The following is a 26,954-nucleotide window of genomic DNA, read 5'->3' on the forward strand; positions in this document are numbered from 1 at the left end:
CGCAACCGCAAGATCAGCCGAATGAAAACCCAAAGCGCGCTCGTCGCGAACAACGACCAGTTCCTGCGCGACCTGCAGTTGTTCTGCATCGTCGCGCGGCGCTCCAGCTTCATCGCCGCGGCCACCGAGACCGGCATCTCGCCGGCGCACGTGAGCAAGCGCATTGCGATGCTGGAGACGAGCCTCGGCGTCAAGCTATTCATGCGCACGACGCGCCGCGTGTCGATCACGAGCGACGGCGAAGCGGCCTTTCAATGGGCGCAAAAGATTCTCGACGACGTGCAAGGCATGGCCGATGCCTTCGCCGGACTCGACGATCCGCGCGGCCTCTTGCGCATCGGCACGAGTCTGCGGCTCGGGCGCGAACATGTGTCGCCCGCCCTCACCTTGCTCAGACGGCGTCATCCGGGCCTCGAAATCTGGCTCGAACTGCTCGACCGGCGCGTCGATCTCCTCGGCGACAACTTCGATATCGACATTCGCGTCGGCGAGGTGCTGGAGCCTCATTTGATCGCGCACAAGATCGTCGAAAGCTTTCGCGTGCTGGCCGCCGCGCCTGCATATCTCGAACGGCGCGGCGCGCCGAAGACGCTCGCCGAACTCGCGCAGCACGACTGCCTGCTTTTTCGCGGACGCGATCAGCGCTTCGGCGTCTGGCGGCTCTCGGGCCCCAACGGCGAAGAAGAAAGCGTGAAGGTGACGGGGCCGATCGCATCGAACCACAGCGACATCGTGCGGCAATGGGCCGAGGAAGGCTTCGGCATCGTGATGGGTTCGATCTGGGATGTCGCCGCCAGCCTGCAGGACGGCAGGCTCGTGCCCGTCTTGCCCGCGTACCGGCAGCGCGCGGACGTGTGGGCGGTCACGTCGGCGCGCTCGTCGCATTCCGCGAAGATCCGCGTGTGCATCGACTTTCTCAGGCAGCAATTGACGAGCGGCCCTTATGCGCTCGTGACATCCGGCGTCGCCGGGTTCTGACGCTGCGTCCGCGCGCGGTAAAAAAGTAATCCGCCACTTTTTGTCCGCAATCTTTGCGGATTGAATCCGCCGCCGCGCTCGCCGGCGCCCATCTCCCTCCATACCCCGTCCCACGGGCCTCGACGGTCCATCGCGCCAAGCCCGGACCCCGCCTCTTCACACGTTTTTTCGTTGCGCCGACGTCACGGTAATCGGAAAAAAAGCCTGCTCGCGACAGGTCTTTCTTTCCAAATGTTTCTTGAAATGTAATGATACTGATTCGCATTTAACCGAATCGCAACGCCAGGCCGAAACAATGAGGCCCGTCGCGATCCACGGGCGCTTACAGGGCGCCGCCGCCGGTTCTTCTCGACGACGCCGCCCGCTCCGCTTTGATCTCGGTTCGATCAAACATCGGCACGCGAAAACCCGCTTCGCTGCCGATTGGGATTTCACTAACAAGCATCGGGGAAACGACATGTTGAGAAAGACGCCGCTCGCCGCGGCATTGGTTACTATTGCCGTCGCGCCCATGGCAGCGCCGCTTTACGCCCAGACCGCACCGCAGTCCGCTCAAGCCGCATCGCAGAACGCGCCTTCATCGCAAATCGCGCAGCAAGCGGCTCCCGCCCAGAACGACACCACCGCACCCGAAACCGCCGCCCTGCCCGCCGTCAAGGTAACGGGCCAGGCCGACGCGCCCGATTTCCAGCCGGACACGTCGAGCGTCGGGGCGAAGGTGCCGACCGCGCTGCGCGACATTCCGCAGGCTGTGGTCGTGGTGCCGAAGGCGGTGCTGAATTCGCAGGCGGTAAGCTCGTTCTCGGACGCGCTGCGCAACGTGCCGGGCGTCACGCTCGGCGCGGCCGAAGGCGGCCAGATCGGCAACAACATCAACCTGCGCGGCTTCTCGGCGCGTACGGACATCTATCTCGACGGTTTCCGCGATCGCGGCCAGTACTATCGCGACACCTTCAATCTCGAATCGATCGACGTGCTGTACGGGCCGTCGTCGCTTTACTTCGGGCGCGGCTCGACGGGCGGCGTGATCAACCAGGTCAGCAAGCAGCCGAACATGAAGCCGCGCGCCGATGTCTCGCTGCAAGCGGGCACGCATGACCGCTATCGCACGACGGTCGACATCAACCAGCCGATGACGGACACCTCGGCGTTCCGCGTCAACGCGTTCGGCCAGTCGCTCGGCTCGACGCGCGACGAGATGATCAACAAGGACTTCGGCATCGCGCCCGAAGTGAAGTTCGGTATCGGCACGCCGACGCAGGTGACGCTGTCCGCGCTGATCCAGCACAACCGCGATCAGCCCGACTACGGCATTCCGCCGCTGAACGGCCACCCCGCGCCCGTCGACACGAAAACGTTCTACGGCTTCACCGACGACCGCACGATCCAGGACGTGCAGACGGTGAACGCGCGCGTGGAGCATCGCTTCGACGACATGTTCACGCTGCGCAACCAGACGCAGTTCAGCCACTACAGCACCGAGGCGCGCGCGACCAACGCCGCGGCCGTGCTGACGGGACCGCTCGGCTCATCGCCCGCGCTCTCGAACGGCAACTACACGACGCTGCCGCTGTCGTCGCTGTTCGTGCGTCTGCAGGGCAAGGACCGAAACATCAACGATCACTCGGTCTACAACTCGACCGATATCCAGGGCAAGTTCGCGACGGGCTTCCTGAAGCACGACATGCTCGCCGGCGTCGATCTGAGCCACGAAACGTACAGCAACCAGAGCTTCACCGCGACCACGCCGGGCCTGCCGTCGAACACGCTCGCGATCGTGCCGCTCGTCAATCCGCCCTACGTGCCGCGTCCCGCGAACTATCGCGAAGTGGCGACCAATCTCGCGGAATCGAGCGCGAACGGCATTGGCCTCTATTTGAACGACACGATCTCGATCGGCGAGCACTGGAAGTGGATCGGCGGCGTGCGCTGGGACCGCTACGAGGCGGCCATCAACAACTCGATCAACGCGCCGGGGTACGCGACGCAGACGAACTACTTCACGAGCGTGCGCACCGGCGTCGTGTGGCAGCCGACTGACTGGCAGTCGTACTACGTGTCGTACGGCACGTCGTTCGATCCGTCGCTGGAAGCGCTCACGCTCACGAGCGGCCAGCAGAACCTGCCGCCCGAGCACAACAAGTCCTATGAAGTCGGCTCGAAGTGGGATCTGCTGAACGGCGGCCTGTCGATCACGCAATCGCTCTTCAACATCGAGAAGACCAACGCGCGAACGCTCGCCTCGGACGGCAGCTACTCCCTCGATGGCAACGTCCGCGTGCGCGGCTATCAGCTCGGCGTGGCGGGTCACATCACGAAGCAGTTGCAGATGTTCGGCGGCTACACCTATATGGACGGCACGATCCTGCAAGCCTTCGACGGCACGCAGGGCAACCAGCTCGCCAACACGCCGCATCACATGCTCACGCTGTGGACCACGTATGACTTCACGCCGGTATGGCAGGTCGGCGGCGGGCCGTCGTATGTATCGTCGCGCTATGCGGCGAACAACAATCTGGTCCAGGTGGGCGGCTACGTGCGCTGGGACGTGATGGCCGCGTATCATCAGAAGCGCTACGATATCCAGTTCAACGTGCAGAACATGTTCGACAAGAAGTACTACGACGCCCTGATTCCGTCCGACGGCGGACGCGCGGTGCCGGGTCTTGGCCGCACGTTCATCGCGACGTTGAATTACCGCTTCCGTTGATGTAAATGCGAGCGCGCCGTGTGCTACGCGGCGCGCGTTCGCGAAGGCAAGAAAAATGATCCTCTCGATACCGAACGTGCTGAGCCCCGAAGACGCCGCCGCGATGCGCGCGCGACTCGAAGCCAGCGACTCATGGGTCGATGGCCGCGCGACCGCGGGCTATCAGGGCGCGCCGGTCAAGCGCAACATGCAGATCGCGGAAGGCTCGCCGATCGCGCTCGAAATGGGCGATGCGATCGTCGGCCTGCTCGAACGTCATCCGCTTTTCATCAGCGCGGTGCTGCCCAATCGCGTGTATCCGCCGCTCTTCAATCGCTATGAAGGCGGCATGCATTTCGGCAGTCATGTCGATGGCGCGATCCGCATCGTGCCCGGTCATGGCGCGCGCGTGCGCACCGATGTATCCGTCACGCTCTTTCTCACGCCGCCCGAGGAGTATGATGGCGGCGAGCTCATCATCGAAGACACGTACGGCGTGCAGGAAGTGAAGCTGCCCGCGGGCCATGCGATCGTCTACCCCGCGACGAGTCTTCATCAGGTGCGGCCCGTCACGCGTGGCGCTCGCGTATCGAGCTTCTTCTGGGCGCAAAGCCTCGTGCGCGACGACGGCCAGCGCGCGCTGCTCTTCGATCTCGATAACTCCATCCAGCGCCTGAACGCGACCAATGGCGACGAAGCCGCGAAGCGTTCGCTCGTCGGCTGCTATCACAACCTGTTGCGCATGTGGAGCGAGACGTGAGTCACGCGACGCGCAAAACGTTCGAAGCCGTCTGCCCGACTTCCGCGAGCAACGCTTCGTCGCGCGCGATCACGTCCGGCAGATGCGCGCGCAGAAACTCCACCCACGTGCGCGTCTTCGCATCGACGAACTTGCGCGACGCATAGAGCGCAAAGAGATTCGTGCGCTGCAACGTGTGACGCGGCAACACGCGCACGAGCGAACCGTTGCGCAAGCCTTCGATCGCCGCATAGAGCGGCAACATGCCGATGCCCATGCCTTCGCGGATCGCGACCACGAGCGATTCCGCGATATTCACCTGCACCGTTCCGCTGATCTGCAAGGTCTCGCGGCCCTCGGGCCCTTCGAGCGTCCATTCGCGCGCGGGAAACGCGGGCGTCTGCAAGGTGAGGCAATCGTGCTGCGCGAGATCGGCCGGTTCCTCGGGCGCGCCACGCGCGCGAATATATTCCGGCGATGCGCACAGAATGCTGAAGGTCGCGCCCAGCTTGTGCGAGATCACTTCCGAATCCGACAACGCGCTTGCCGACACGACGGCCACGTCGCTGCTGCCCTCGAATAGATCGGGCATGCGTTGCGACAGCGTGAGCTCGACCTTCACATCGGGATAGAGCGCGCGATACCGGGCGATGGCGGGCAGGATGTAATGCTGCCCGACGCTCGCGAAGCTGAACATGCGCAGCGTGCCCGACGGATGTTCATGCGCGCAGCTCGCTTCTTCTTCGGCGCCGTCGATGTCGGCGAGAATCTGCCGCACGCGCTTCAGATAGCGCTCGCCCGCCGACGTGAGCGCGAGACGCCGCGTCGAGCGGTTCATCAGGCGCGTGCGCAAATGGGCTTCGAGTTCGGAGACGGCGCGCGACATCGCGCCAGTGGTCGAGTTCATCGACTGTGCGGCAGCCGTGAAGGTGCCGGCTTCGATCACGCGGGCGAAGACCCGCATGTTCTGTAGGGTATCCATCAAACCGTAGCAATGACATCGGAGACGGTATTGTCCGCCTTTCCGCGCGATCGATTGTTGTTGAATCAAGAAAGAATGTTCCCGGATTCCCGCATTAATCCGGCAAGACGACTTGCCTACAATCGGCGCCTTCTTGAGCAGAGGCATATCGGCGGATCGCATGTCGTTCCTGGAAGCACGCTTGTCGACGCGCGACTGGTTCGCCACCGACGGTCACGTCTGGCTGCATCTCGCGAAGACGCTGCTTGCCGCGTTCATCGCGATGGGCATCGCGATGCGCCTGGAATTGCCGCAGCCGCGCGTCGCGATGACGACCACCTTCGTGCTGATGCAGCCCTTCGCCGGCATGGTGCTCGCGAAGAGCGTCTATCGTTTCGCGGGCACGGCGCTCGGCATGCTCGCCGCGCTCGTGCTGGGCGCCGTGTTCGTGCAGCAGGCCGAACTCTATGCGCTCGCGCTGACGTTATGGGTCGCGGCCTGCACCGCGCTCGCGGTACGTTATCGCCAGTTCCGCTGGTATGGCTTCGTGCTCGCGGGCTATACGGCCGCGCTGATCGGCATTCCCGCCGTCACCGATCCGAACGGCCTCCTGATCGCCACGCTCACGCGCGGCGCGGAAGTGATGCTCGGCATCGTGTGTTCGAGCGTGGTGAGCGCGCTCGTTTTTCCGCGCCATGCCAGCGCGACACTGATGCACTCGCTCGATACGCGTCGGGCGCAATTCGCCGCATTCGCCGCCGACGTGCTGCGCGGCCGTCTCTCGCGCCTCGCTCGTGAGCGCCGTTTCGCCGATTTCGTCGATGAGATCGTCGGCTTCGAAGCGACGCGTGGCTTCGCCGCCTACGAGTCGCCGACGATGCGCCAGCACAACGGCAAGCTCGCGCGGCTGAACAGCGCGTTCATGGACGCGTGCTCGCGCCTGCATGCGCTCGATCAGTCGATGAAGCGTCTGCGCGCCAACGACAGCGCGCAATGCGCACACGATGCCCTCGTGCCTTTCCTCGAAGAACTCGCGCGCATCTTCGAACACGCATCGCTGAACGTGCATCTGGAACGCTACAAGGCGACGCTTCCGAAGCGCCTGCGCGATGCGCAACGCAAGCTCGCAAACACCGACGAAACGACGCAGCTCGACTTCACGACATCGGCGGAGCTTCTGTATCGCTTCATCGACGATACGATTCGCTATGCATCGATCGCGAACGGCGAGCATTTGAAAGATCGCGCGTCCTCGCGATACGAAGCGAAGACCAACCGCTTCGTGCTTGCCGCGACGTTCATGCGCACCGGCATCGTGATCGCCGCGACCGCGTGGTTCTGGATCGTCACGGCGTGGCCGAGCGGCGGTTACGCGGTGATCGGCGCGACGCTGGCCTGCGCGTTGTCGTCGGCATCGGCGCGGCCGTCGAAGTTCATCGCGCAGATGGCCGCGGGCGCGGCGCTCGCGATCGTCATGGGATACACGTACCTGTGTCACGTGTACCCCGCGATCGATGGCTTCGCGCTCCTGTGCGCGATGCTCGCGCCGCCGCTCGCGGCAGGCGCATTCCTCGCGATGCGCGCCGACACCGCCGGATACGGCATCGGCTTCTGCGTGTTCTTCTGCCTGCTCGCCGCGCCCGACAACCGCATCGTCTACGATCCGGCGCTGCTGCTGAACAACGGCCTCGCGGTGCTCGTCGCGATGCTCGGCGCGGCCATCGCATGCGCGGTCATCGTGCCGCCGCGCACGCCGTGGCTGGTTCGCCGGACGCTCGCCGATCTGCGCGCTCAGGCCGCGCTCGCGTGTGAAGGCAAACTCGCGGGACTCGGCGAGCGCTTTCACTCGGGCACGCACGATCTGATGTCGCAGTTGCGCGGCCTGCTCACGCGGCGCTCGCGCGAACATCGTCATGCACTGTCGTGGATGCTCGTCACGCTCGAAGTCGGACAGGCGATGATCGATCTGCGCAACGAATCACGCGCGCTCCATGCACAGCGCTTTCCCGATGCGTTGCGCATCGCGTGGAGCACGTCGCTCGCACGCGTGTTGCGCGATATCGCGGTGCTGTTTCGCACGCCCGACAGCGCGACGCTGCGTCGTGCGATCGGTTCGGTCGTCGCGTCGATCCTGATCGCGCAGAGCATGCTCGAACTCGCGCGCGCCGATCGCAATGCGCGTCACGACATGCAACGCGTGCTCGCGTGCCTGCACTTCATTCGCACCGCGCTCGTCGATCCCGACGCGCCTTTCGTTCCTGCGCATGAAAAGGTGCCTTCCTGGCGTAGCGATTAATTCACGGCGCCGTGCGCCCTATAGTGGAGTCGATTCATCGTCGGCGCGCTTATTTGCCGCACTTCCACGACGGTTTCAGACGCTCGTATGTGCATCCGATTGGATCGAGCGCAAAGTGGTACGGCATTGGAACAATGTCTTTCAACCTTGCGATTTCGATGACAAAGCGCGCTACCTATAATCGCCTTCGGTTAAACGAAGCTCTGGAAGATAGACGTCGATGTACGAAGACCGCATTCGCTGTGCCGCCTTGCGCGGGAAGATCACCTCGGCCGCCGACGCGGCCCGACTCGTGCGCGACGGCATGATCGTCGGCGCAAGCGGCTTTACGCGTGCGGGCGACGCGAAGGCCGTGCCGCTCGAAATAGCGCGCCGCGCCGGTGAAGAAAACGAACCGTTGCGCATCACGCTCATGACGGGCGCGTCGCTCGGCCATGACACGGACCGCATCCTCACCGAAGCCGGCGTGCTCGCGCGCCGCCTGCCGTTTCAGGTCGATACGACCTTGCGCCACGCGATCAATCGCGGCGACGTGATGTTCGTCGACCAGCATCTGTCCGAAACCGTCGAGCTGCTGCGCGCGAATCGTCTCGGCAAGCTCGATCTCGCGATCATCGAAGCCGCCGCGATCACGGAGACGGGCGGCATCGTGCCGACGACTTCGGTCGGCAATTCCGCGAGCTTCGCGATACTGGCCGAACGCGTGATCGTCGAGATCAATCTGGCGCAGCCGATCGCGCTCGAAGGCCTGCACGATATCTGGATTCCCGAGCGCCGCCCGCAACGCGAGCCGCTTCCGATCGTGCGCACGGATGACAGGATCGGCGTGGCGTCCATCGAGATTCCGCTCGACAAGATCGCCGCCATCGTCATCACAAACACGCCGGACAGCGCGTCCACCGTCTTGCCCGCCGATGAAGACACCGCGCTGATCGCAGGCCATCTGATCGAGTTCTTTCAGCATGAAGTCTCGCGCGGCCGTCTGCCGAAACGATTGCCGCCGCTGCAGGCCGGCATCGGCACGATTGCGAATGCGGTGCTGTCGGGATTCGCCGCGTCGCCGTTCGAAGCGCTGACGATCTATTCCGAAGTGCTGCAGGATTCGACCTTCGATCTGCTCGACTCCGACAAGGCCACGTTCGCATCGGGCGCGTCGATCACGCTGTCGGCAGAGCGGCAGGACAAAGTGTTCCGCGATATCGAACGCTATCGCGACAGGCTCGTGCTGCGGCCGCAGGAAGTGAGCAACCATCCCGAAGTCATCCGGCGTCTCGGCCTCATCGCGATCAACACCGCGCTCGAAGCCGACATCTACGGCAACGTGAATTCGACGCACGTCGGCGGCACGCACATGATGAACGGCATCGGCGGCTCGGGCGATTTCGCGCGCAATGCGGCCTACGCGGTGTTCGCGACGAAATCCGTCGCGAAGGACGGACGCATTTCGAGCATCGTGCCGATGGTGCCCCATTGCGATCACAACGAGCACGATGTCGATATCGTCGTGACCGAACGCGGGCTTGCCAATCTCACCGGCCTCGCGCCGCGCGAACGTGCGATGAGCGTGATCCAGAACTGCGCGCATCCGCTCTATCGCGATCTGTTACGCGACTATTACCGCGATGCAGCAGCGCTCGGCGGCCACACGCCTCATCGTCTCGATCAGGCATTTTCGTTTCACACGCGCTTCGCGGCGAGCGGTTCGATGCAGCCTTGAAGCGAAATCGCGCGCGTTATGCTGCGCCGCGAAAGCGAATGCCGCGCGAGAACGAAGCCGCTGCACGAAGATTAGGCGCACAATGGCGGGAGCCTGCTTGGGCTGGCGAACAGGAGGAGCATCATGACCGCCATCACCTGGGTGCTTGCCGCCGATGCCAGCCGCGCCCGGATCTTCGAGACGCAAGGACTGAAGCTGGACCTGCGGCAAGTCGAGGACATCAGGAACCCGGCTACGCGCGCGACGGAAACGGCGGAAAGAGACCGGGAAACATTCGCCAAGACCGTCGGCGAATATCTCGAACAAAGCCGCATGCATCAACGATTCGATCGCTTGCGCCTCGCGGTCGAACCGCGGTTTCTCGGCCTGTTACGAAATCATCTGAGCGGCGAAACGCTCAAGCTCGTCTACGAGGAAGTCAACAGCGACGTATCGAGCACGGACACGCGCGATATGCGCCGTCATCTCGACCGGCCCTGAACATCGCTTATAGCGCGCCGTTTCCCGACGAGAAACGGCGCGCCACGCGTCACGCCGCGGGCGTGATGTTCTGATTGCTGCGGAACACGTTGTCCGGATCGTAACGCCGCTTCACTTCGGCGAGCCGCTCGTAGTTCGGACCATACGCCGCCTTCACGCGCTCGCCTTCTTCACCGGTCATGAAATTCACGTACACGCTGCCGATTGCGTGCGGCGTCATCGCGGCGAACATGTCGCGCGCCCACTTCGTGCACTTCTCGTCGTCGGCGGCATCGCTCCAGCGGCCGTGAATGTTGATGGTATAGATCGAATCGCGATTCGCGTAAGCCGTTGCATCGACGGGAACGCGGTTCGTCTGTCCACCCATCGCGCCGATGAACACCTCGCATTGCGTCGACGGTAGCGATTTCACCGCATTAGTCAGGATGTCGAACGTTTCGTCGTTAAGACTCGCGAAGTTGTGCGACTTCCAGTAGTTGCGCTCGCCGGGCGTCAGCAGCGGATCGAACGCCTTCTGCCATGCGGCGAAAGGCATTGCCCCGAGATGCTCGCCGTAGGGCGTACCGAAGCTGCGCACGGGCGCAAGCGCCCTTTCACCGTTTTCGACCGGCCCGACATAGCAACTCGCCATCACGACGACCGGCTTGCCGTGAACGCTTTCGGGCAGGAACGGCAACGGCGGCGCGAGACGCAGCACGGCCCATACGGTCAAATCGTCGGGGCTTTGTGCGACGAACTCGCGATACTTCGGCAGCACTTGGTCGGCCTGTTCGAGCGGATACACGACGAGGCCGCCGTAGATCTGCGGACCCACTTCATGCAACCGGTATTCGAACAGCGTCACGACGCCGAAGTTGCCGCCGCCGCCACGCAGTGCCCAGAACAGATCGGGATCGCTGTCAGCGCTCACGCGCCGCCATGTGCCGTCCGCCGTGACGATCTCCGCCGCGACAAGATTGTCGACCGTCACGCCGAACTTGCGGCTGATCCAGCCGAAGCCGCCGCCGAGCGTGAGACCCGCGACGCCCGTCGTCGAGTTGATGCCGAGCGGCGTCGCGAGGCCGAATGCCTGTGCTTCGTGGTCGAAGTCGGAGAGCAGCGCGCCGGGTTCGACATACGCGCGTTTCGCTTGCGGATCGATGCGCACGGATTTCAGCGCGGAGAGATCGATCATCAAGGCGTCGTCGCTGACTGCGCTGCCCGCGATGTTGTGCGATCCGCCGCGAATCGAAACCAGAAGGCCGTTGTCGCGCGCGAACGCGAGCGCGGCGATCACGTCGGCGGTGCCCGCGCAACGCACGATGAGCGCGGGGCGCCTGTCGATCGTCGCATTCCAGACCTTGCGTGCTTCGTCGTAGTCGGTTTCTGCCGGTGAGATGATCCTGCCTCTCACCGACGCCTTGAGGGTGTCGATCGCTTCGCCTGAGATATTGACCATTGTGAGACCTCGCTGCTGAATGAAGCGCTGCGACGTTTCCGACCCTGCCAGTTGGTACGCGAAAGCGCAAGGAACCCGCCATCGGATCGTGCGTGGCGTGTCGATCGGATGCACACCTGAGAGACCACGAGAACGGGGATGAATTGCGAAAAGCGGACGCTTGGGTCCGCTCGTAGATTTAATGCCTTGTCTTTCGGGATGTAAAGGCCTGCACCAGTGATTTCGCGCACGCCATCTAGCATGAATCGGACAATCTGGATGCGCAGAGGTCTCTTCGAATTCAGCGCTTACTTTGCGCGGGCGTCATTAAACACGTACTCCTTATCGACGGAATACACTCCGATGCGATTTGCGAAGAAATGTTGAATGTCCTTACAACGAAGCTTCAATGGTCAACGCCGCTGACACGCCGACGTTGTATCGGCTGAACGGAACATTCGTCCGTTCATTCATCCACGGAAACGGCCACATGAACAAGAAAATTCTCGCCGCTGCGGTCATCGCATGCCTGTCGACCGGCGCTTTCGCCAAGTCCCATCATCACGAGCATCACGAGCGTCATTGGAATCACGAGCAACAGCAGCGGCACGTGGACCGCGACGAGCGCCGGGACGAGCGCAATCGTCCCGACCAGCATGCGCGCGATAACGGCCGTGACGCATACAACCAGTATCACAGCGATATCGACAAGAACCGGCCGTACTGAATCTGATCCGGCATGCCGCATGATCCCGCATGCCGTCGCGTACGGCACGCGGGATCAGCGTAGAGACAGCGACCGACAGGCGTGCAATGCGCCCGCCTACGCCCTTTCCAGCACCGCCATCTCCCGCACCACCACCAGCAACATCGACAGACTCGCCCCGCCGCTCGCCCGCAGTTCCGCCAGGAGCCGCGTATAACGATCCAGCGCGTCCTGCCGCTTCGCGCGCCAGCTTTCGACGATCACATCGGGCGCATCGATGCCGCGCGATTGTTCCAGCGCGCTCACGGTCAGCGCGCGCTTCAATCGCGCGAGTTCTTCCAGCGCCGCCGCGCGCGCGAGCAGGTCCCAGTGCGTGACGATCGGCAGCGCCATCGCCCGTTCGGCGATACCGCGATAATCGAGCAGCGTGCCGATGCCGAAGTACACGCTCGCGACGAGTTCGAGACTGCGCTCCGAGCACGCCGCCACTTCCGCGCTGTCGAGCACGGCCGTCGCGATTTCGCCGCTCGCGACGCGCGCCGCAAGACTGCTCTCGACGCCCGCATCCTCCAGTTCGCGCCGGCGCGCATACCATGCGTCGAGCTGCGGCGCGGGCAGAAGCGCGGGCAGTTGCGGCGCGAGCCGGTGCGCCGCTTCGCGGCAGCGCGCGAGCACGCCGCGCGCTTCGTGTGCGGCAAACCCGTTGTGCTTCAGATGGCGCAGGAACCAGAGCGAAGTATCGTCGAGCAGACGCACGACATCGACGAACATGCGCGCCTGCACTTCATCCGCGACGATATTGTCGAGCCGGTCGATGCTGCCCCACAGATCGTCGAGATCGAATACGTCGCGCACCATCAGCACCGCGCGCACGATATCGCTCGGGCATGCATCGGTTTCTTCCATCAGCCGATGCACGAAAGTGCAGCCCACGCGATTGACGAGCGCATTGGTCAGATGCGTCGCGAGAATTTCGCGCTTCAGCGGATGGCGCTGCATGGTCTCGCTATAGCGCTGCTGCAAGGGCTTCGGAAAATAGTCGGGCAGCATGTCCGCGACGAGCAGATCTTCGGGCACGTCCGAATCGAGCAGTTCGTCGTAGAGCCACATCTTGCCGTACGCGAGCAGCACCGCGCGCTCGGGCGATGTCAGTCCCGACTTCGCGGCCGCTCGCTCGGCGATCTCATCGTCCGAAGGCAGGAACTCGATCCTGCGCTTTAAGCGCCCTGCGCGTTCGAGAAAGCGCATCATGCGCGCCTCGGCGTCGAGCGTCTCGGCTTCGTGACGCTTCGCGATCGACAGCGCCTGCGTCTGCGCGTAGTTGTCCTTCAGCACGAGCAGGCCGACTTCGTCGGTCATCTCGGCGAGCAGCGCGTTGCGTTGCTTCTCGGTCATCTCGCCATCCGCGACGACGAGGCCGAGCAGAATCTTGATGTTGACCTCGTGATCCGAGCAATCGACGCCGGCGGAATTGTCGATCGCATCCGTGTTCATGCGCCCGCCATGCTGCGCGAACTCGATGCGCCCCAGTTGCGTGAAGCCGAGATTGCCGCCTTCCGCGACGACCTTCACGCGCAGTTCCGCGCCGTTCACGCGCACGGCGTCATTGGTGCGATCGCCGACTTGCAGATGCGTCTCCGCGCTCGACTTCACATACGTGCCCACGCCGCCGTTGTAGAGCAGATCGGCTTCGGCAAGCAGGATCGCGCGAATGAGTTCGTTCGGCGCGAGCACCGACGCGCTGATACCGAGCGCCGCCTGCACTTGCGGCGAGATCGGAATCGACTTCGCCGTGCGCGGATAGACGCCGCCGCCCGTCGAGATCAGCGATGCATCGTAGTCGGCCCAACTCGAACGCGGCAGCGCGAAAAGACGCGCGCGTTCCTCGAAGCTCGTCGCCGCATCCGGCACGGGATCGAGAAACACATGCCGATGATCGAACGCCGCGATCAGCCTGATATGGCGCGACAGCAGCATGCCGTTGCCGAACACGTCGCCGGACATGTCGCCGACGCCGACCACGGTGAAATCCGTCGTCTGCGTATCGAAGTTCATCTCGCGGAAATGGCGCTTCACCGATTCCCACGCGCCGCGCGCGGTGATGCCCATCTTCTTGTGGTCGTAACCGACCGAGCCGCCGGACGCGAATGCATCGTCGAGCCAGAAGCCGTATTCGTGCGCGATCGCGTTCGCGTAGTCGGAAAATGTAGCCGTGCCCTTGTCCGCCGCGACGACGAGATATGGATCGTCCGGGTCGTGGCGCACCACATCCGGCGGCGGCACGATGCCGTCGGGCGTGCGATTGTCGGTCACATCGAGCAGGCCGCGCAGGAACATCTGATAGCACGCGACGCCTTCGTTGAGAAACGCTTCGCGGTCCGTCGCCGGCGGCGGATTCTTCACGACGAAGCCGCCTTTCGATCCCACCGGCACGATCACCGTGTTCTTCACCATCTGCGCTTTCATGAGGCCGAGCACTTCAGTGCGGAAATCCTCGCGTCTGTCCGACCAGCGCAGCCCGCCACGCGCGACGCGTCCGCCGCGCAAATGCACGCCTTCCACACGCGGCGCATAGACCCAGATCTCGAACATCGGCTTGGGCTCGGGCAGGCCCGGCACCTTCGACGGATCGAGCTTGAACGACACATACGGACGCGCCTGGCCGTTCGAATCGCGATGGAAATGGTTGGTGCGCACCGTCGCCGTGATGACGCCGAGGAACTGGCGCAGGATGCGGTCTTCGTCGAGGTTCGGCACCTGATCGAGCGCCGCCTCGATATCGGCGAGCACGCGTTCCGCGGCCTTCTCGCGATCCTCGGCCGAACCGCCGCGCGCCGGGTCGAAGCGCACCAGGAAGAGTTGCAGCAGTTTCTTCGCGATCGGCGGATTGCCGATCAGCGCGCGCTCGATATACGCATCGCTGAACGTGGACCCGACCTGCCGCAGATACTTCGCATACGCGCGCATGAGCGTCACGTCGCGCGCGCCGAACTGCGCGCGCAACACGAGGCGGTTGTAGTCGTCGTTCTCGATTTCGCCCGACCACACGCTCGCGAACGCGTTCTCGAAGAGCGGCTTCACGCGATCGATATCGAACTCGACATCGTCCTGCAATTCCAGGCCGAAATCGTGGACCCATGCGTTGGGCGCGCCGGTCGGCTCGATCAGATACGGGCGCTCTTCATCGACGCGCACGCCGAGATGTTCGAGCATCGGCAGGCTATGCGACAGCGCGATCGGATCGCCTACGCGATAGACCTTGAAGCGGAACGCGCGCCGCCCGGCTTCGATCGGACGATACAGGCTCATCGACAAACCGCCTGGGCTCGTGTGCGTCGCCTCGATCAGTTCGATGTCGCGCACCGCCGTGCGCGCCGGATAGTCTTCGCGATAACCGGCGGGGAACGAATCGGCGTAACGCTGCAGCAGACGATTGCCCGCCTCCTCGCCGTGACTGTCGATGAGCGCATCGGCGAGATCGTCCTGCCAGCGGCGCGCCACCTGCACGATGCGCGCTTCGAGTTCGCGCGTATCGACTTCGGGCATCGCGCCCCGGTCGGCACGCACGACGATATGAATCCGCGCGAGCGGCGATTCGGACAGGAGCGGCGTGAACTCGATGCTCTTGCCGTTGAACGCCTCCATCAATACCTTGCTGATGCGCCGGCGCAGGTCGGTGTTGAACTTGTCGCGCGGCACGAAGACGAGGCACGACACGAAACGGTCGAAGCGGTCGCGCCGCACGAAGAGGCGCGTGCGCTGATGTTCCTGCAAACGCAGCACGCCGATCGCGATATCGAAGAGCACGTCTTCATCGGCCTGAAAAAGCTCGTCGCGCGGATACTGCTCCAGCACCGAAATGAGCGACTTCGCCAGATGCCCTTTTTCGAGGAAGCCCGCGCGCCGCACGATGTTTGCGCATTTGCGGCGCACGATCGGGATTTCGGAAGTCGGCACGAGATACGCGGTCGATGTATAGAGGCCGAGGAAGCGCCGCTCGCCCGTCACCTTGCCATCGGCCGACGTGCGCTTCACGCCGACATAGTCGAGATAGCCCGGCCGATGCACCGTCGCGCGCGAGTTGGCCTTCGTGAGAAAGATCGGCGCCGCGCCTTCGATGATCGCGGCCGCGCCCGGCGGCAGCGGCGTCACGTCGCCCGCCGAGGGCGCGCGCAAGGTCTCGCGCAGAATGCCGAGGCCCGAGCCCGCGACGCCGCGCAGCGCGGGGCCGCCTTCGTGCTCGACGAGCTCGTAATCGCGGCAGCCGAGGAAGGTGAAATGATCCGCGACCATCCATTCGAGGAACGCGCGGGACTCGATGCCGTCGGGCGTCGTGTCGCTCGTCTTCAGTTCGCCGATCGCAACCCGCGCCGATTCGACCACCTTCGGCCAGTCCTCCACCGCCGCGCGCACGTCGCCCAGCACGCGCGCGATGTTGTCGCGCACTTCTTCGAGACGCTCGCCGTCGCCGCAGCGGTCCACTTCGAAATGAATGAACGATTCGAGCTCGGAGTTGCCGTCGCCCGCTTCGGCGTGACCCTGACCGATGCGCTCGATCTCGCCCGCATGCGCGCCCTTGCCGGCGCGCCACACGCGAAACACCGGATGAATCGCCGAATGCAGCGCGAGGCCGAGGCGGTTGAGCTCCATCGTCACCGAATCGACGAGAAACGGCATGTCGTCGTTGACGATCTCGACGACCGTGTGATCCGAGTGCCAGCCGTGCTGCTCCAGATTCGGGTTGTAGACCCGCAGTACCTCGCGCCCCGGCACGAACTTCTGCGCTGTCTGCCAGTGCGCCATCGCGGCGCCGTAGAGATCGGCGACATCGCGGCTCGCGATATCCTCGACATCGACCTGCTCGTAGTAATAGCGAAGCAGCGGTTCGATGACCTTGAAGGTCGGTTCCGGCAATCGTCCCCGCGCGAAGTCCAGAAGATCGTTGATGAGTTGTTCGACCCGCGCTTCGTTCTTGACCAGCATGGTGTCCTCCCGAGTCTTTCGGTTGCGATGCGGTTGCGGCACACTCTTCAGTCAATCAACGAGATTATGCGCCGGCCCGCGCCTTTGGCCCCGGGTCGGGCATGTGCGGTTGCACAAACACGGTGCGCGCATTTCCGGTACCTTAGCCTCGCCGCGTGACCTTTGCGCGACATCGGCTTTCGGCTATCGTCGAGAGCGGCGCATCGAACCGACGGAGGAGTACCCATGCAGGTCACCACGCAAGAGACAGCGCAGCAAACGGTCGTCACGGTGCGGCCGCAGGAGAAGCTCGCCACGGTCCAGCATCTGCCCTATTTCATCGGCTTGTCGGCGGCGACGGCCGGCACGCGCGGCCTCGCGATGCATCTGGTCGTCGTGCCGCCGGGCGGGCGTGGCGAGCCGCATGTCCACGTGGGCTACGAGACGGGCATCTATATTCTGGAAGGGCGCATCGAGACGCGCTATGGGCCGGGACTGGCGGAATCGGTCATCAACGAGCCGGGCGACTTCGTGTTCATTCCGCCCGGCGTGCCGCATCAGCCGGTCAATCTGAGCGCGACCGAGCCTGCCCGCGCCGTGATCGCGCGCAACGATGCCAACGAGGCGGATCGCGTCGTGCCGTACGATCCGCGGGAAGCGTCGGCGTCCTAGTCGCCGGCCGCGCCCATTCCCGGAAGATCGACATAGCCGCTGTCGGCGAAGCGCGCGCCGCCGAACGCGCCGCCCGCGAGCTTGCCGCGCACCGCATACGAAACCTTGCTGACCGTACCGCCGTTCGCGAAGCCGAACGCCTGGCGCGCGACCGAGAACGCCGATACGGTCACCGGCACCGACACCACCGTCTCGCCGAAACGCGGCACCGTCCCGCGCTGGTCGCTCACGCCGCTCGCGAACGCGCGGCCGTTGAGATCGAGATCGAGCGCGACGCCGTCGAAGTCGATCGGCGCATCGTTCGGGTTCTGCACGCGCAACTTCACGGCGAAGCGCATTTCGAGCCCCTGGCCTTCGAGCGGCTCGATGCCCGCGACCGTCACGCGCATCGCGTCGCGGTTGAAGAAGCCCGCGCAGCCGTCGAGCGCGAGCATCGCGAGCAACGCGGCGAAGAAGAGAAGGAAGCGATTGCGCATCGGGTTCGGTTGCATGGAAACGTGACTCCTCGCGATGTCGTGCTAGATATGCAGCGCATTGAGCAGCATGCGCCCATAGGCATGATGAAACCAGACATCGTCGACGACGAACAGCGCCGCGGCCCACGAAGCGGCGACGATGATCAGATCGCAATGCCCGCTCGTCCACAGTCTGAGCGAATGACGCCCGACGATCCACGGCACGCCGAGCGGATTCGGCCAGTCGGCGAAGAGATGCATGAGGCCGCCGCACGCGAAGCCGAACGCGACCGGCGCTGCCGGATGCCGCCCGAGAAAGTGATACGAAAGCGCAAGCAGCGCGGCCCAGCCGATGCCCCAGTGCGTGAGCGTGCGATGCGTGATCCAGAGCCTGCGCGCGCGCGTCCACCATGCGACTTCAAGCCAGTCGGGCGCGGTGGCGCCGACGATGCCCGCCACCAGCGCCAGCGCGCCCGACATCATGTCCGCATCCGCGAACCGCGCCGGATGCATCACGACCGCCGCCGCGATGATGCCCGCCGCCCATCCGGTTGCATGATGCGCCTTGCTCGATGCCATGAAAAACCTGCCTTTGTCGCCCGTACCTGAAGAGCGCGCATGTTCGCACGGCGGGCCCATCCGGAGCCGGGCTGAAACATAAACTTACGGAATTGCGCGCATCGAAACACGCTTGTGATCACAACGGCGGCGAGGCGGCGCGGCGTTGACTAAAATGGTTGCTAGATTGCTGCGCAATTCACGCTGCGGACGCTGCCGATGCGTCCCACGCCCGCCTGCGCATCAGGCATTGAACGTATCCATACCCATCCGGCCGTCATGCAACAGCTGAAATACCTGAGCGCCTACCCGAACACGCTACAGGACAAGGTGCGCCGACTGATCGCCCAGCAACAACTGGGCGCTTATCTCGACGCACGCTATCCGAGCAAGCACGCGGTTCAGTCCGACCGCGCGCTCTATCAGTATTGCTCGGACCTGAAGCAGGAGTTTCTGCGGGTCGCGCCCGCAATCGACAAGGTCTTCTACGACAGCAAGCTCGACGTGCTGCGTCACGCGCTCGGTCTGCACACCGCGATCTCGCGCGTCCAGGGTGCGAAGCTCAAGGCGAAGAAGGAAATCCGCATCGCGTCGCTGTTCAGGGACACCGCGCCCGAGTTTCTTCGGATGATCGTCGTGCATGAACTCGCGCATCTGAAGGAAAGCGATCACAACAAGGCGTTCTATCGGCTGTGCGAGCTGATGCAGCCGGGCTACCATCAGATCGAATTCGACTTGCGGCTCTATCTCACGCAGCGCGATCTCGCGCGTACCAAGGCGGCGTGAGCGTCGCTGCGCTGCATCAATATGACCAGGCGAGCGCGGCTGCGTATCCAGAAGGCGCTTCCAGCGAAGCCGCGCCGAACGCGCCTGCTTCGCGCGTGAGCGCATAACGATCGCCTTTGCGCGGCAGCACTGAAAAGCTCGTCATCGTGATCGTCGCGCCGCCGATGCCCACGCCGTGCGCCTTCAGCACCGCCTCTTTCGCCGTCCAGCAGTCGAAGAACCTGGCGTTCTGCGCGGGCTCGTCGGGTAGCGCTTCGATCTCGCGACGATCCATGTCGGCCAGCACGGCGGGCGCCAGTTCGCGCCATTTGAACGTCGCGCGCGCTTCTTCGATATCGACACCCACACGCCTTTCCCGCGATACCGCGATCAGACCGAACGCGCCCGAATGCGACACGTTGAAATCGGGCGCGTCCGGATCCGCGAGGAACGGTCTGCCGCGGTCGTCGGCGTCGAGCATGAGACTCGCGGCATCGCGATCCGTATCGGCGGCGAGCACATGCCGCAGCGCGCAACGCAGCGTGGCAAAACGCGCGGCATCGGCGTGACGCAGGAAGCGCGCGGCGCGGGCGCGCTCGCTCGCGTTCATCGCGGCGTAGGCGGCGCTGTCGAGCGGCGCGGAGAAATCGATTTGAACCTGCCATACGCGCACGTCTGCGGGCGCATCGGCGGGAAGCGGCATCGGTTGAATGTCGAAGGGAATCGTCGTCGCCGTCATTTGGGTGCGTACTGTGCCTCGCCGTTGCCGAAGGACCAGTTCTCCTTCTTCACTTCGACGAGACTGATGAACACGTCCTCGCGCCGCAGTTTCAGGCGTTCGTGCAGGCCATCGGCGACGGCCTTGTAGAACGCGCTTTTCTTCACGACATCGCGGCCTTCGTTGAGCGTGACCTGGATCACGACGCAATCGTCGGTGCGGCTGATGCCGAGATACGTGCGATCGACGATGAAATCCGTCGCGCCATGCTCGGCGACGATCTGAAAGCGATCGTTCTCGGGCACGTCGAGCGTCGTGCGCATCGCGTCGTACACCACGTCGCCGATGGCCGTGCGATATGCGCTGTCCTTGCCTTTCTGCAGATCGATGCGAACGAGCGGCATGAGTTTCTCCTCGTGAATGGTTTCAGCGATAGTCAGGATGCAGCAGCAGTCGCGGCAAGCCCGCGCGATCGATATGCACGACCGCGTTCTGCCCGAATTCGGTCATCAGCGCATCGGCGGTGGCGTGCGTCGCGCCGAGCACGAGAAGGCTCGCCTCGGTCAGCCAGATGTTCTTCGGATCGATGCCTTCGCCCGGCAGCGCGCGCAAGCCCATGTGCCCGACGCGCTCGATCAGCTTGCGCTGACGCGCCGCGTTCTCCTCGGGCGCGAGCACCTGCCCGAACGGATTGAACGCGGTGACGAACACGGCGCTCGCGACATCGTGTTGCGCGAGCAACGACGCCGCTTCGGCATTCGCGACGCCGATTTTCATATCGATGCCCGGCTGCGCATCGATTCGATAAATCGCCGCTTGATACGCATCGAGGGTCGCGGGTGGCAGTCCTTGCATGCGCTTCAGAACGATCGGCTGGCCGTGCGGCGTGGCGCGTGCGGCCTCGTCCCATTCGACGCGCCGGCGCGCGAGCGTCTCCTCGCTCACGCAGCCCTTTTCGGCCGTGAGGCGTTCGAGCGCGCTCAGCCAGTGCGTGTAGTAGGTATCGCCGTGGTCGGGATCGCCCGCCGCCTGCGCGTCCCTGATCGCGACGCTCAACGCGTGCGCCCACTCCTTCCACGTGAACACGCCGCGCTCGTACAGCGCGAGCGTCATCGCGAAAGCCTGCGCTTCCCACGGCGCGCGAAACACGGGTCCGGCCTCGTTGAAAGGCAGTTCGGGCAAGACGGCGCGCAACTCATGCAGCTTCGATTCGTTCGAGGTCATGTCACGCGCGCGCGGCATCGAGATAAGGTTCCCAGCAATCGACGCACACCGACGACGCGGTCGTGTCCGCTCCCCACAACGCTTGCGCATCGAAACGCACGGTATAGAGCCAGTGCGGACGCTCGCCGTTGCCGAGCGCGTTTTCATCGGGGAACACATGCGTGCCGCGCACCGCGACGATGCGCCCGGGCTTGCCCCGGCAATAGCGCGGCAGACGCGTGTGCGTCGGCGGATTCATCAGCTTCGTGCGAACTTCATCGCCGACAGCGAAGCGCGCCGGCGATGTCGCCGGACGTTCGACCGGCGCGCCGCGCAACAGCGCCGCGCTCACGTCCGCCGCCTTCAGCACGCGCACATTCGGCTTCGCGCCGGCTTGCGAGCGGCCGCTCGCGATTTCGTCCGCGCTCGCTAGTCCTTTCGCCATCAAGAGCTTCTTCAAACCCTCGAACCAGATTTCGTAGTAGCTGCTGCCGAGATACTGCGCGGGCGGCAGGCTTTCGCGCGCGGCACGCGACGTGTCGATGTTCCATTGGCCCGTTGCGCCCATCGCGAGCGTGACGGCCAGAACCCGCCGCTCCCACTCCGCATGAAACGGCGATGCGCCCGGCATGTCGCAGGCATCGATTTCGACGGGGCCGAATGCCTGCATGCCGCCCATGTCGTGCGCCGCGTTCATGCCGATGCTCCCGTTGCCTGCGATGGCGCGAGCGCGAGGCCCGTGCCGATCATCGAATCGCGCGTGACGAGTTCCGCCAGCGCGTCTTCGTCGAGATGATCCGTGCCGGCGGGACGCATCGGCACGACGAGATAGCGCACTTCCGCGGTCGAATCCCACACGCGCAACTCGACGTGTTCAGGCAATGCGACGCCGAAGTCCTTCAGCACGCCGCGCGGATCGATCACCGCGCGCGAGCGGTAAGGCGCGGACTTGTACCACACGGGCGGCAGCCCGAGCACGGACCACGGATAGCACGAGCACAGCGTGCAGACCACCATGTTATGTACGTCCTCCGTGTTCTCGAGCGCGACCATGTGCTCGCCTTGCCGCCCGGTGTAGCCGAGCGACGCGATGGCGGCGCTGGCGTCGTCCAGCAGCCACGCGCGAAACGCCGGATCGCGCCAGGCCTTCGCGACCACGCGCGCGCCGTTACGCGGCCCGACCTTGTTCTCGTAAGTCTCGACGAAGACATCGAGCGCCTGCGGATCGATATAGCCCTTCTCGACCAGCAGCGATTCGAGCGCGCGCACGCGCAAATCCATCTCCGGCAGCGCGCTGCCTTCGTGATCGTGATCGTGATCGTGATGATGAGGATGATCGTGGCTCATGTGCGGACTCGCGAATGGCACAGACGTCACACGTTACCGGAGTGCGCGCGCGCGTGCAAACGTCGATACGGCCGCCTGCACGCCGCCTATACTTTGATCAGCGTCTCATGCGAGGAGGATGCCATGACACGCAAGTACATCGATTGCCGCGAATGCCCGAGCGACGTAAAGTGCAGCGTCGCTCTTTCCGCCGACACCGAGGACGAACTGATGGAAGCCGCCGTGCAGCATGCGGTCGCGGTGCATCAGCATACCGATTCGCCCGAGTTGCGCTCACAGCTGAAGACCTTCTTCCACGAGGGCGCGCCGCCTGCGTGATCGCGGTTCGCCGGTCTTCAGCCGAGTTCGAAAGTCGTCACGCCGAACACGTTCGCAAGCGGCACGTCCGGGGCCGCTCGCTTGTACATGCGCGCCGTTTCGAAGACGCTCTTCATGTCGTGCTCGACGGCGAGCGCGAGCGCGGCGGGATTGCTTTCGGGCACGTCGAGAAACACGGTCTCGCCCGGCAGCACGGACACGAGCGCGCGATACAGCGCACGCGCGGTCGCGAGATCGTCGGCGAAAAGCGGACCGATCTTGTGACCCATGCCGCAACGCCGGATCACGGCGAGGCCGCGCACCGCGTCGCCATCGAGCGCGGCGAGTGCGCGCGCGTGCTCTTGCGGCTGCGACAGCCACGCGCGCAGGAACGCGGCGCGCTCGCAGGCGAACATGCGCGTGTCGTAGCCGAGCAGGCGATCGAAGGGAACGGCTGACGCATCGGCGATCGTCACGCCATCGACAGAACCTTCATCCGCCGACGCGATGCCTTCATAGCGCACGTTGCGATACGCGAGCACGAAGCCCGATTTCCGATAGTTCGGCTGCTGCGCGAGCACGCCGTCGAGCCCTATGTTGCGCGTGCCGAGATAGCGCATGCCTTCGTTCCACAGGCGCATGCCGAAGCCCTTGCCGCGCCATTCCGGGCACACGATATACAGGCCGATGAAGCCGAATGCATCGCCATAGGCGACCGCGGAGATGCAGCCGACCGGCGCGCCGTCCCACGTGCCCACGAAGAAGCCGTGCGAGTCGGCGGCGAAGAACGAGCGGGCGTCGTCGAGGCCCGGATTCCATCCTTCGGTCGCGGCCCAGTCGAGCGCGACATCGACATCGCGCGGCGTCATGCGGCGTATGGCGAAGCGGGGATCGTCGGGTGCGGCGTCAGATGGACAGGGAACGGACGGCATGTGAAACGCCTTGTCGAAATGCAGGTGCGTTCAGTGTCGCGCGTTTCTGATGCAGGGGAAAGATGCAGCGAGGGATGGGTACAACGGGGAGTGGCGGAACCGCGGAGGGATAAAGACGCGAACGTGTTCGCCCCGGTCAGGAGTACCCCTGGCGCCGCTCGCCGCGGCTGAAACTCTGGCGCGAGCGCCAGTCTTCCGAGCGCAGGACGTGCTCGCCGTCCTCGCGCGCTGCTTCTTCGGAATCGAAGCCTTCGTCGCTATACGCGACGACCTTCATTCCGCCTCCCGCCGCTCGCTCGACGGTGATGCCCCAATGCCACCCGCCTTCCTGATGGAAGATATGCAGAGTCGGTTTCGACGATGTGGTCTGTTCCATATGTGCGGCTCCTTCAAGCAGACGCCCGTAATGCTTACCGGCCCTGCCCGATGAAACGCTCTGTGCGTACCGGCGTTTGAATGTTCGTGTCGATGCTTCTCGATGCGTGAAGCGAGAGGCTCATGCCACCCGCCAGGAACAGCATACGCAATGCGATGCTGCGTTGCAACACGAGGTTTCCCTATGCGTGGCCATAACCGCACACGCTTTACAAGAATTAACAAGAATAAGCACGAAGGTCGCGATCGTTGCATGCAGTAAGCGTTCGAAAGGCCATGCCTGCGCAGGATTCACTCGCCGTCCCAGTAGCCGAGCGAATCGCTTGCGCGAAAGACGGCGCGCAGGCCTTTCACGCCGGGTTCATCGACGACCAGCACGGCCTGGCGGCCCGTATCCGGATACTCGACCACTTCGGGCGACTGCATCGTGCTGATCGCGAGATAGCGCAGCGTCTGCGTGCTCGTATTGACGATCTGATGCGCTGTTTCGGCATTGCCCGGCGGACAGGCTATGACATCGCCCGCGCGAATCGGATGCGTGTCCTTGCCGAGCCGCACTTCGCCCTCGCCTTCGATGACGAAGAACATCTCCTCGTTCACGCGATGATGATGAAACGGAAACGCGCGCTTGCCCGGCTCGAGCACGATGAGGCTGTAGCCGAGCTTCTTCGCGCCGACCATGCCGCCGATACGCGCGATGCGCGGCGCGTAACGTTCTGCGGCTGCGCCCGTCGGCGCGAATTCGGGCGGCAGCGGTTGAGGATCGAGCGTATCGAGATTGACGATGGGCGTTTTCATGGTGTCTTGATGATCGAAGTCATGCGCTTGTCGCGCGAATGTCGCGCGTGCATTCGTGTTCGCCTTGCCACGCGGCGATCGCGTTGCACGTCCATTCGGCATCGTCGTGCGGCAGATCGTGGCCGGCCCACGGATGCACCCTGTGCGGCGCGCGCCATTGCTTCGCGATGCGCGCCGAGCATATTGGATCGACGAGCCGGTCAGCCGCCGACGACAGCAGCAGCACCGGACAACGCGGCGCATCGCGAGCCGCGTGAAAGCGTGCCGCCGCCGCGAGCTGCCGCAGCGCGTTCGCCGCGCTCGCGCCATGCGTGCGCCGAAGCTGCGCCCAGTGCGCGATGTCCGCATCGCGCGAGTCCGCGCGGTTGCATGTGAGGTCGAATATCATCGCGTCGCATTGTTCGGGTTGTGTCCATGTCATTGCGATCCGGGCGAGCATCGGCCATGCCGTGGGACGCAGACGTTCGGGCAGGCGCGCGAACGGACGCATGCTGGTGTTGATCAGCACGAGCCGCTGGATCTCGCCCGCGTGACGTTCGGCCCACGCGGCCGCGACCATCGCGCCGAGCGACATCGCGAGCACGCGACATGGAAAGCGCAGCTTCAGCGACACGGCGCGCTCGCGCACGAAGTCCATCATCGCGACGACGGAATGCGGCGCCGCGTGCGCGTGTTCGACGCCATTGCCCGGCAAATCGATGCACACGACGCGCTCACCTTCTTCGACGAGCCCATGCGCGACGAGCGCCGCATCGAACGCGCCCCAGTGACGCGTTTCGCGTGTGAGACCGCGCAGGAGCACCCAGTCGCTCATGACGTGCCCGTGCGCTGCCAGTGCTCGCGCGCGCGCCGCAACACGTCCTCGCGAAATTCGCCGCTCGGCAGCCAGCGCCGCGACGAAAACGCGGCGCGCGTAAGGAAATCGAAGAAGTTCGGATGACGCCGCAAGACGCGTCGCGTGCGATGCGCCTTGATCGGATTGAAGATGCCGAGACGCGAGAACATCTGCATCGGATTCTTGCGAATCCAGCGCCATGAGCCGAGTTCGAGCGTCATCGGCAAGAAGATGTTAGGCGCGCGCGAGCGGTCGTACGCGAAGTCCCACAGGTCGCCGTGCAGCAGATATTGATGGCTCTGCGGCTCGAATGCGTAGCCGTGATGCGGATACGATTCCTCGAACATCGTCTTCAGCAGAAACATTTCCGGCAGATGCGCCATTTGACGCTCGGTGCGCGCGTACGGAAACCAGATGCTGTCGTCCCAGCCGAATCCCGAATGACAATCGAGCGCGAAGCTGAGCGGCCGCGACATCAGTTGCTCCTCGACGACCGAAAGCAGCGCCGCGCTCTCCACTTCCATGCGGCCATCCACCGGCCCGCGATACCACGGCAGCCACGGCCCGATGCGCTGGCCGCCCGCCAGAAACGGCACGCGTCCCTCGGCGCTTTGCGGCGCGTTGCGCATCAGATCGACGCCGTTCGGATTCGCGCGGGTGCGCGCGAACATCCCGCCGGGATTGACGATCGGCATGAAGATGAGACGGATCGCGCGCAATTGATGATGCAGCGTGTCGTCCCATTCGAGGCGGCGCAACAACGCGCGCATGTATTCGAGCACGAGCTGCGTGCCGATGCATTCGAGCCCATGCACGCCGCCGAAAAAGCCGATCGCGGGCGCTTGCGGATCGTCCGAACCGATCGATGCGGTCAGGATCGGAAACGATTGATGGCGTGCGCGCACTTCGCCCATCGTGCGCCACGCGAAGCGCGCGCCACCCGCGATGCGGATCGCCTTCAGTTCGTCCATCTCCGGAAAACTGCTGGTGACGGCGACGCTCGAGGTGCTCATGACGGCGGCCTTTTTGTCGTGTATTCGTTGGCTCAGGCTAT

At 64.3% G+C, this 26,954-nt stretch carries 25 protein-coding genes; 10 read left to right on the forward strand and 15 right to left on the reverse strand.

All coding sequences use genetic code 11. From position 1 onward, the window contains the following. Positions 1 to 21 precede the first annotated feature (21 nt). The 3 genes from IAG25_RS20625 (at position 22) to IAG25_RS20635 (ending at position 4,427) form a co-directional block, all read left to right on the forward strand. Positions 22 to 978, forward strand: coding sequence for a LysR family transcriptional regulator (locus IAG25_RS20625; protein WP_187606493.1), 957 nt, complete (start codon positions 22 to 24; stop codon positions 976 to 978). A gap of 457 nt (positions 979 to 1,435) precedes the next feature. Then, a complete protein-coding gene (locus IAG25_RS20630; RefSeq protein WP_187606494.1) occupies positions 1,436 to 3,688 on the forward strand; it encodes a TonB-dependent receptor in 2,253 nt (750 codons plus the stop codon). 55 nt (positions 3,689 to 3,743) lie between these two features. Then, a complete protein-coding gene (locus IAG25_RS20635; protein ID WP_187606495.1) occupies positions 3,744 to 4,427 on the forward strand; it encodes a Fe2+-dependent dioxygenase in 684 nt (227 codons plus the stop codon). 1 nt (position 4,428) lies between these two features. Here the strand turns inward: IAG25_RS20635 and IAG25_RS20640 are convergent, their stop codons facing one another. Continuing rightward, positions 4,429 to 5,388: a LysR family transcriptional regulator gene (locus tag IAG25_RS20640; protein ID WP_187606496.1), complete on the reverse strand. Its 960-nt coding sequence runs from the start codon at positions 5,386 to 5,388 to the stop codon at positions 4,429 to 4,431. Between the two features lie 160 nt (positions 5,389 to 5,548). Here IAG25_RS20640 and IAG25_RS20645 point away from each other — a divergent pair, with 160 nt between their 5' ends. The 3 genes from IAG25_RS20645 to IAG25_RS20655 all read left to right on the forward strand — a co-directional run bounded on the left by IAG25_RS20645 (position 5,549) and on the right by IAG25_RS20655 (position 9,860). Then, complete coding sequence (locus IAG25_RS20645) at positions 5,549 to 7,663, forward strand: FUSC family protein (protein ID WP_187606497.1); 2,115 nt, start codon at positions 5,549 to 5,551, stop codon at positions 7,661 to 7,663. A gap of 220 nt (positions 7,664 to 7,883) precedes the next feature. Beyond that, positions 7,884 to 9,380, forward strand: coding sequence for a succinate CoA transferase (locus tag IAG25_RS20650; protein WP_187606498.1), 1,497 nt, complete (start codon positions 7,884 to 7,886; stop codon positions 9,378 to 9,380). 123 nt (positions 9,381 to 9,503) lie between these two features. Beyond that, positions 9,504 to 9,860 carry a host attachment protein gene (locus IAG25_RS20655; RefSeq protein WP_187606499.1) on the forward strand — a complete coding sequence of 119 codons (357 nt, stop codon included), beginning with the start codon at positions 9,504 to 9,506 and terminating at the stop codon, positions 9,858 to 9,860. Between the two features lie 49 nt (positions 9,861 to 9,909). On the opposite strand, the gene IAG25_RS20660 is transcribed toward IAG25_RS20655, so the two are convergent. After that, a complete protein-coding gene (locus IAG25_RS20660; protein ID WP_187606500.1) occupies positions 9,910 to 11,298 on the reverse strand; it encodes an FAD-binding oxidoreductase in 1,389 nt (462 codons plus the stop codon). A gap of 469 nt (positions 11,299 to 11,767) precedes the next feature. Between IAG25_RS20660 and IAG25_RS20665 the strand changes: the two genes are divergently transcribed. Beyond that, positions 11,768 to 12,004: a hypothetical protein gene (locus tag IAG25_RS20665; protein WP_187606501.1), complete on the forward strand. Its 237-nt coding sequence runs from the start codon at positions 11,768 to 11,770 to the stop codon at positions 12,002 to 12,004. 96 nt (positions 12,005 to 12,100) lie between these two features. Here the strand turns inward: IAG25_RS20665 and IAG25_RS20670 are convergent, their stop codons facing one another. Continuing rightward, positions 12,101 to 16,966, reverse strand: a complete 4,866-nt coding sequence (locus tag IAG25_RS20670; protein WP_187606502.1) for an NAD-glutamate dehydrogenase — start codon at positions 16,964 to 16,966, stop codon at positions 12,101 to 12,103. Between the two features lie 225 nt (positions 16,967 to 17,191). Between IAG25_RS20670 and IAG25_RS20675 the strand changes: the two genes are divergently transcribed. After that, on the forward strand, positions 17,192 to 17,617 hold the full coding sequence (locus IAG25_RS20675) for a cupin domain-containing protein (protein WP_035501554.1): 426 nt from the start codon (positions 17,192 to 17,194) through the stop codon (positions 17,615 to 17,617). Here IAG25_RS20675 and IAG25_RS20680 read toward each other — a convergent pair. Together IAG25_RS20680 and IAG25_RS20685 are read right to left on the reverse strand one after the other, a co-directional pair. Continuing rightward, positions 17,614 to 18,108: an LEA type 2 family protein gene (locus IAG25_RS20680; protein WP_035501552.1), complete on the reverse strand. Its 495-nt coding sequence runs from the start codon at positions 18,106 to 18,108 to the stop codon at positions 17,614 to 17,616. The two genes, IAG25_RS20675 and IAG25_RS20680, sit on opposite strands and share 4 nt — an antisense overlap. Positions 18,109 to 18,135: 27 nt before the next feature. Then, on the reverse strand, positions 18,136 to 18,651 hold the full coding sequence (locus IAG25_RS20685) for a metal-dependent hydrolase (protein WP_187606503.1): 516 nt from the start codon (positions 18,649 to 18,651) through the stop codon (positions 18,136 to 18,138). 258 nt (positions 18,652 to 18,909) lie between these two features. Between IAG25_RS20685 and IAG25_RS20690 the strand changes: the two genes are divergently transcribed. Beyond that, the gene (locus IAG25_RS20690; protein WP_187606504.1) at positions 18,910 to 19,416 is read left to right on the forward strand and encodes a M48 metallopeptidase family protein; all 507 of its coding nucleotides are present in this window, start codon (positions 18,910 to 18,912) and stop codon (positions 19,414 to 19,416) included. Between the two features lie 16 nt (positions 19,417 to 19,432). Here the strand turns inward: IAG25_RS20690 and IAG25_RS20695 are convergent, their stop codons facing one another. From IAG25_RS20695 to nthA, 5 genes are read right to left on the reverse strand one after another with little or no spacing between them, the layout of a single operon-like run. Next, positions 19,433 to 20,134: a 4'-phosphopantetheinyl transferase family protein gene (locus IAG25_RS20695; protein ID WP_187606505.1), complete on the reverse strand. Its 702-nt coding sequence runs from the start codon at positions 20,132 to 20,134 to the stop codon at positions 19,433 to 19,435. Then, positions 20,131 to 20,517, reverse strand: a complete 387-nt coding sequence (locus IAG25_RS20700; RefSeq protein ID WP_035501547.1) for a tautomerase family protein — start codon at positions 20,515 to 20,517, stop codon at positions 20,131 to 20,133. Before IAG25_RS20700 ends, IAG25_RS20695 begins: the two co-directional genes overlap by 4 nt. A 22-nt stretch (positions 20,518 to 20,539) precedes the next feature. Continuing rightward, positions 20,540 to 21,337, reverse strand: coding sequence for a nitrile hydratase accessory protein (locus IAG25_RS20705; RefSeq protein WP_187606506.1), 798 nt, complete (start codon positions 21,335 to 21,337; stop codon positions 20,540 to 20,542). A 1-nt stretch (position 21,338) separates the two neighbouring features. After that, positions 21,339 to 22,013: a nitrile hydratase subunit beta gene (gene nthB, locus IAG25_RS20710; protein ID WP_187606507.1), complete on the reverse strand. Its 675-nt coding sequence runs from the start codon at positions 22,011 to 22,013 to the stop codon at positions 21,339 to 21,341. Beyond that, complete coding sequence (gene nthA / locus IAG25_RS20715; protein ID WP_187606508.1) at positions 22,010 to 22,663, reverse strand: nitrile hydratase subunit alpha; 654 nt, start codon at positions 22,661 to 22,663, stop codon at positions 22,010 to 22,012. The genes nthB and nthA overlap by 4 nt, the downstream gene beginning before the upstream one ends. Before the next feature lie 123 nt (positions 22,664 to 22,786). Between nthA and IAG25_RS20720 the strand changes: the two genes are divergently transcribed. After that, positions 22,787 to 22,981 (forward strand): DUF1059 domain-containing protein, encoded by a 195-nt coding sequence (locus IAG25_RS20720; RefSeq protein WP_035501542.1) that lies wholly within the window; start codon positions 22,787 to 22,789, stop codon positions 22,979 to 22,981. Between the two features lie 17 nt (positions 22,982 to 22,998). Here IAG25_RS20720 and IAG25_RS20725 read toward each other — a convergent pair whose 3' ends face one another. The 5 genes from IAG25_RS20725 to IAG25_RS20745 all read right to left on the reverse strand — a co-directional run bounded on the left by IAG25_RS20725 (position 22,999) and on the right by IAG25_RS20745 (position 26,913). Next, on the reverse strand, positions 22,999 to 23,829 hold the full coding sequence (locus tag IAG25_RS20725) for a GNAT family N-acetyltransferase (protein WP_187606638.1): 831 nt from the start codon (positions 23,827 to 23,829) through the stop codon (positions 22,999 to 23,001). A gap of 199 nt (positions 23,830 to 24,028) precedes the next feature. Next, a complete protein-coding gene (locus IAG25_RS20730) occupies positions 24,029 to 24,268 on the reverse strand; it encodes a hypothetical protein (RefSeq protein ID WP_035501540.1) in 240 nt (79 codons plus the stop codon). A 290-nt stretch (positions 24,269 to 24,558) separates the two neighbouring features. Beyond that, positions 24,559 to 25,065, reverse strand: a complete 507-nt coding sequence (locus IAG25_RS20735) for a cupin domain-containing protein (RefSeq protein ID WP_187606509.1) — start codon at positions 25,063 to 25,065, stop codon at positions 24,559 to 24,561. 19 nt (positions 25,066 to 25,084) lie between these two features. Then, positions 25,085 to 25,879, reverse strand: coding sequence for an alpha/beta fold hydrolase (locus IAG25_RS20740; RefSeq protein ID WP_187606510.1), 795 nt, complete (start codon positions 25,877 to 25,879; stop codon positions 25,085 to 25,087). Beyond that, entirely contained in the window at positions 25,876 to 26,913 is a 1,038-nt protein-coding gene (locus tag IAG25_RS20745; RefSeq protein WP_255503833.1) for a M14 family zinc carboxypeptidase, read from the reverse strand. Before IAG25_RS20745 ends, IAG25_RS20740 begins: the two co-directional genes overlap by 4 nt. Positions 26,914 to 26,954 lie beyond the last annotated feature (41 nt).

The organism is Caballeronia sp. EK (assembly GCF_014384845.1).
GTDB classification, from domain to species: domain Bacteria; phylum Pseudomonadota; class Gammaproteobacteria; order Burkholderiales; family Burkholderiaceae; genus Caballeronia; species Caballeronia jiangsuensis.

Excerpts from the sequence above, each read along its gene's own strand:
- IAG25_RS20720 (WP_035501542.1), top strand. The coding sequence starts at position 22,787 with ATGACACGCAAGTACATCGATTGCCGCGAATGCCCGAGCGACGTAAAG.
- IAG25_RS20725 (WP_187606638.1), bottom strand. The coding sequence starts at position 23,829 with ATGACGCCGCGCGATGTCGATGTCGCGCTCGACTGGGCCGCGACCGAA.
- IAG25_RS20700 (WP_035501547.1), bottom strand. The coding sequence starts at position 20,517 with ATGCCGCTCGTTCGCATCGATCTGCAGAAAGGCAAGGACAGCGCATAT.
- IAG25_RS20655 (WP_187606499.1), top strand. The coding sequence starts at position 9,504 with ATGACCGCCATCACCTGGGTGCTTGCCGCCGATGCCAGCCGCGCCCGG.
- IAG25_RS20670 (WP_187606502.1), bottom strand. The coding sequence starts at position 16,966 with ATGCTGGTCAAGAACGAAGCGCGGGTCGAACAACTCATCAACGATCTT.
- IAG25_RS20730 (WP_035501540.1), bottom strand. The coding sequence starts at position 24,268 with ATGGAACAGACCACATCGTCGAAACCGACTCTGCATATCTTCCATCAG.
- IAG25_RS20690 (WP_187606504.1), top strand. The coding sequence starts at position 18,910 with ATGCAACAGCTGAAATACCTGAGCGCCTACCCGAACACGCTACAGGAC.
- IAG25_RS20650 (WP_187606498.1), top strand. The coding sequence starts at position 7,884 with ATGTACGAAGACCGCATTCGCTGTGCCGCCTTGCGCGGGAAGATCACC.
- IAG25_RS20630 (WP_187606494.1), top strand. The coding sequence starts at position 1,436 with ATGTTGAGAAAGACGCCGCTCGCCGCGGCATTGGTTACTATTGCCGTC.
- IAG25_RS20685 (WP_187606503.1), bottom strand. The coding sequence starts at position 18,651 with ATGGCATCGAGCAAGGCGCATCATGCAACCGGATGGGCGGCGGGCATC.
- IAG25_RS20680 (WP_035501552.1), bottom strand. The coding sequence starts at position 18,108 with ATGCAACCGAACCCGATGCGCAATCGCTTCCTTCTCTTCTTCGCCGCG.
- IAG25_RS20640 (WP_187606496.1), bottom strand. The coding sequence starts at position 5,388 with ATGGATACCCTACAGAACATGCGGGTCTTCGCCCGCGTGATCGAAGCC.
- IAG25_RS20675 (WP_035501554.1), top strand. The coding sequence starts at position 17,192 with ATGCAGGTCACCACGCAAGAGACAGCGCAGCAAACGGTCGTCACGGTG.
- nthB (WP_187606507.1), bottom strand. The coding sequence starts at position 22,013 with ATGAACGCGGCGCACGACATGGGCGGCATGCAGGCATTCGGCCCCGTC.
- IAG25_RS20635 (WP_187606495.1), top strand. The coding sequence starts at position 3,744 with ATGATCCTCTCGATACCGAACGTGCTGAGCCCCGAAGACGCCGCCGCG.
- IAG25_RS20660 (WP_187606500.1), bottom strand. The coding sequence starts at position 11,298 with ATGGTCAATATCTCAGGCGAAGCGATCGACACCCTCAAGGCGTCGGTG.
- IAG25_RS20665 (WP_187606501.1), top strand. The coding sequence starts at position 11,768 with ATGAACAAGAAAATTCTCGCCGCTGCGGTCATCGCATGCCTGTCGACC.
- IAG25_RS20695 (WP_187606505.1), bottom strand. The coding sequence starts at position 20,134 with ATGACGGCGACGACGATTCCCTTCGACATTCAACCGATGCCGCTTCCC.
- IAG25_RS20625 (WP_187606493.1), top strand. The coding sequence starts at position 22 with ATGAAAACCCAAAGCGCGCTCGTCGCGAACAACGACCAGTTCCTGCGC.
- IAG25_RS20740 (WP_187606510.1), bottom strand. The coding sequence starts at position 25,879 with ATGAGCGACTGGGTGCTCCTGCGCGGTCTCACACGCGAAACGCGTCAC.
- IAG25_RS20735 (WP_187606509.1), bottom strand. The coding sequence starts at position 25,065 with ATGAAAACGCCCATCGTCAATCTCGATACGCTCGATCCTCAACCGCTG.
- IAG25_RS20645 (WP_187606497.1), top strand. The coding sequence starts at position 5,549 with ATGTCGTTCCTGGAAGCACGCTTGTCGACGCGCGACTGGTTCGCCACC.
- IAG25_RS20705 (WP_187606506.1), bottom strand. The coding sequence starts at position 21,337 with ATGACCTCGAACGAATCGAAGCTGCATGAGTTGCGCGCCGTCTTGCCC.
- nthA (WP_187606508.1), bottom strand. The coding sequence starts at position 22,663 with ATGAGCCACGATCATCCTCATCATCACGATCACGATCACGATCACGAA.
- IAG25_RS20745 (WP_255503833.1), bottom strand. The coding sequence starts at position 26,913 with ATGAGCACCTCGAGCGTCGCCGTCACCAGCAGTTTTCCGGAGATGGAC.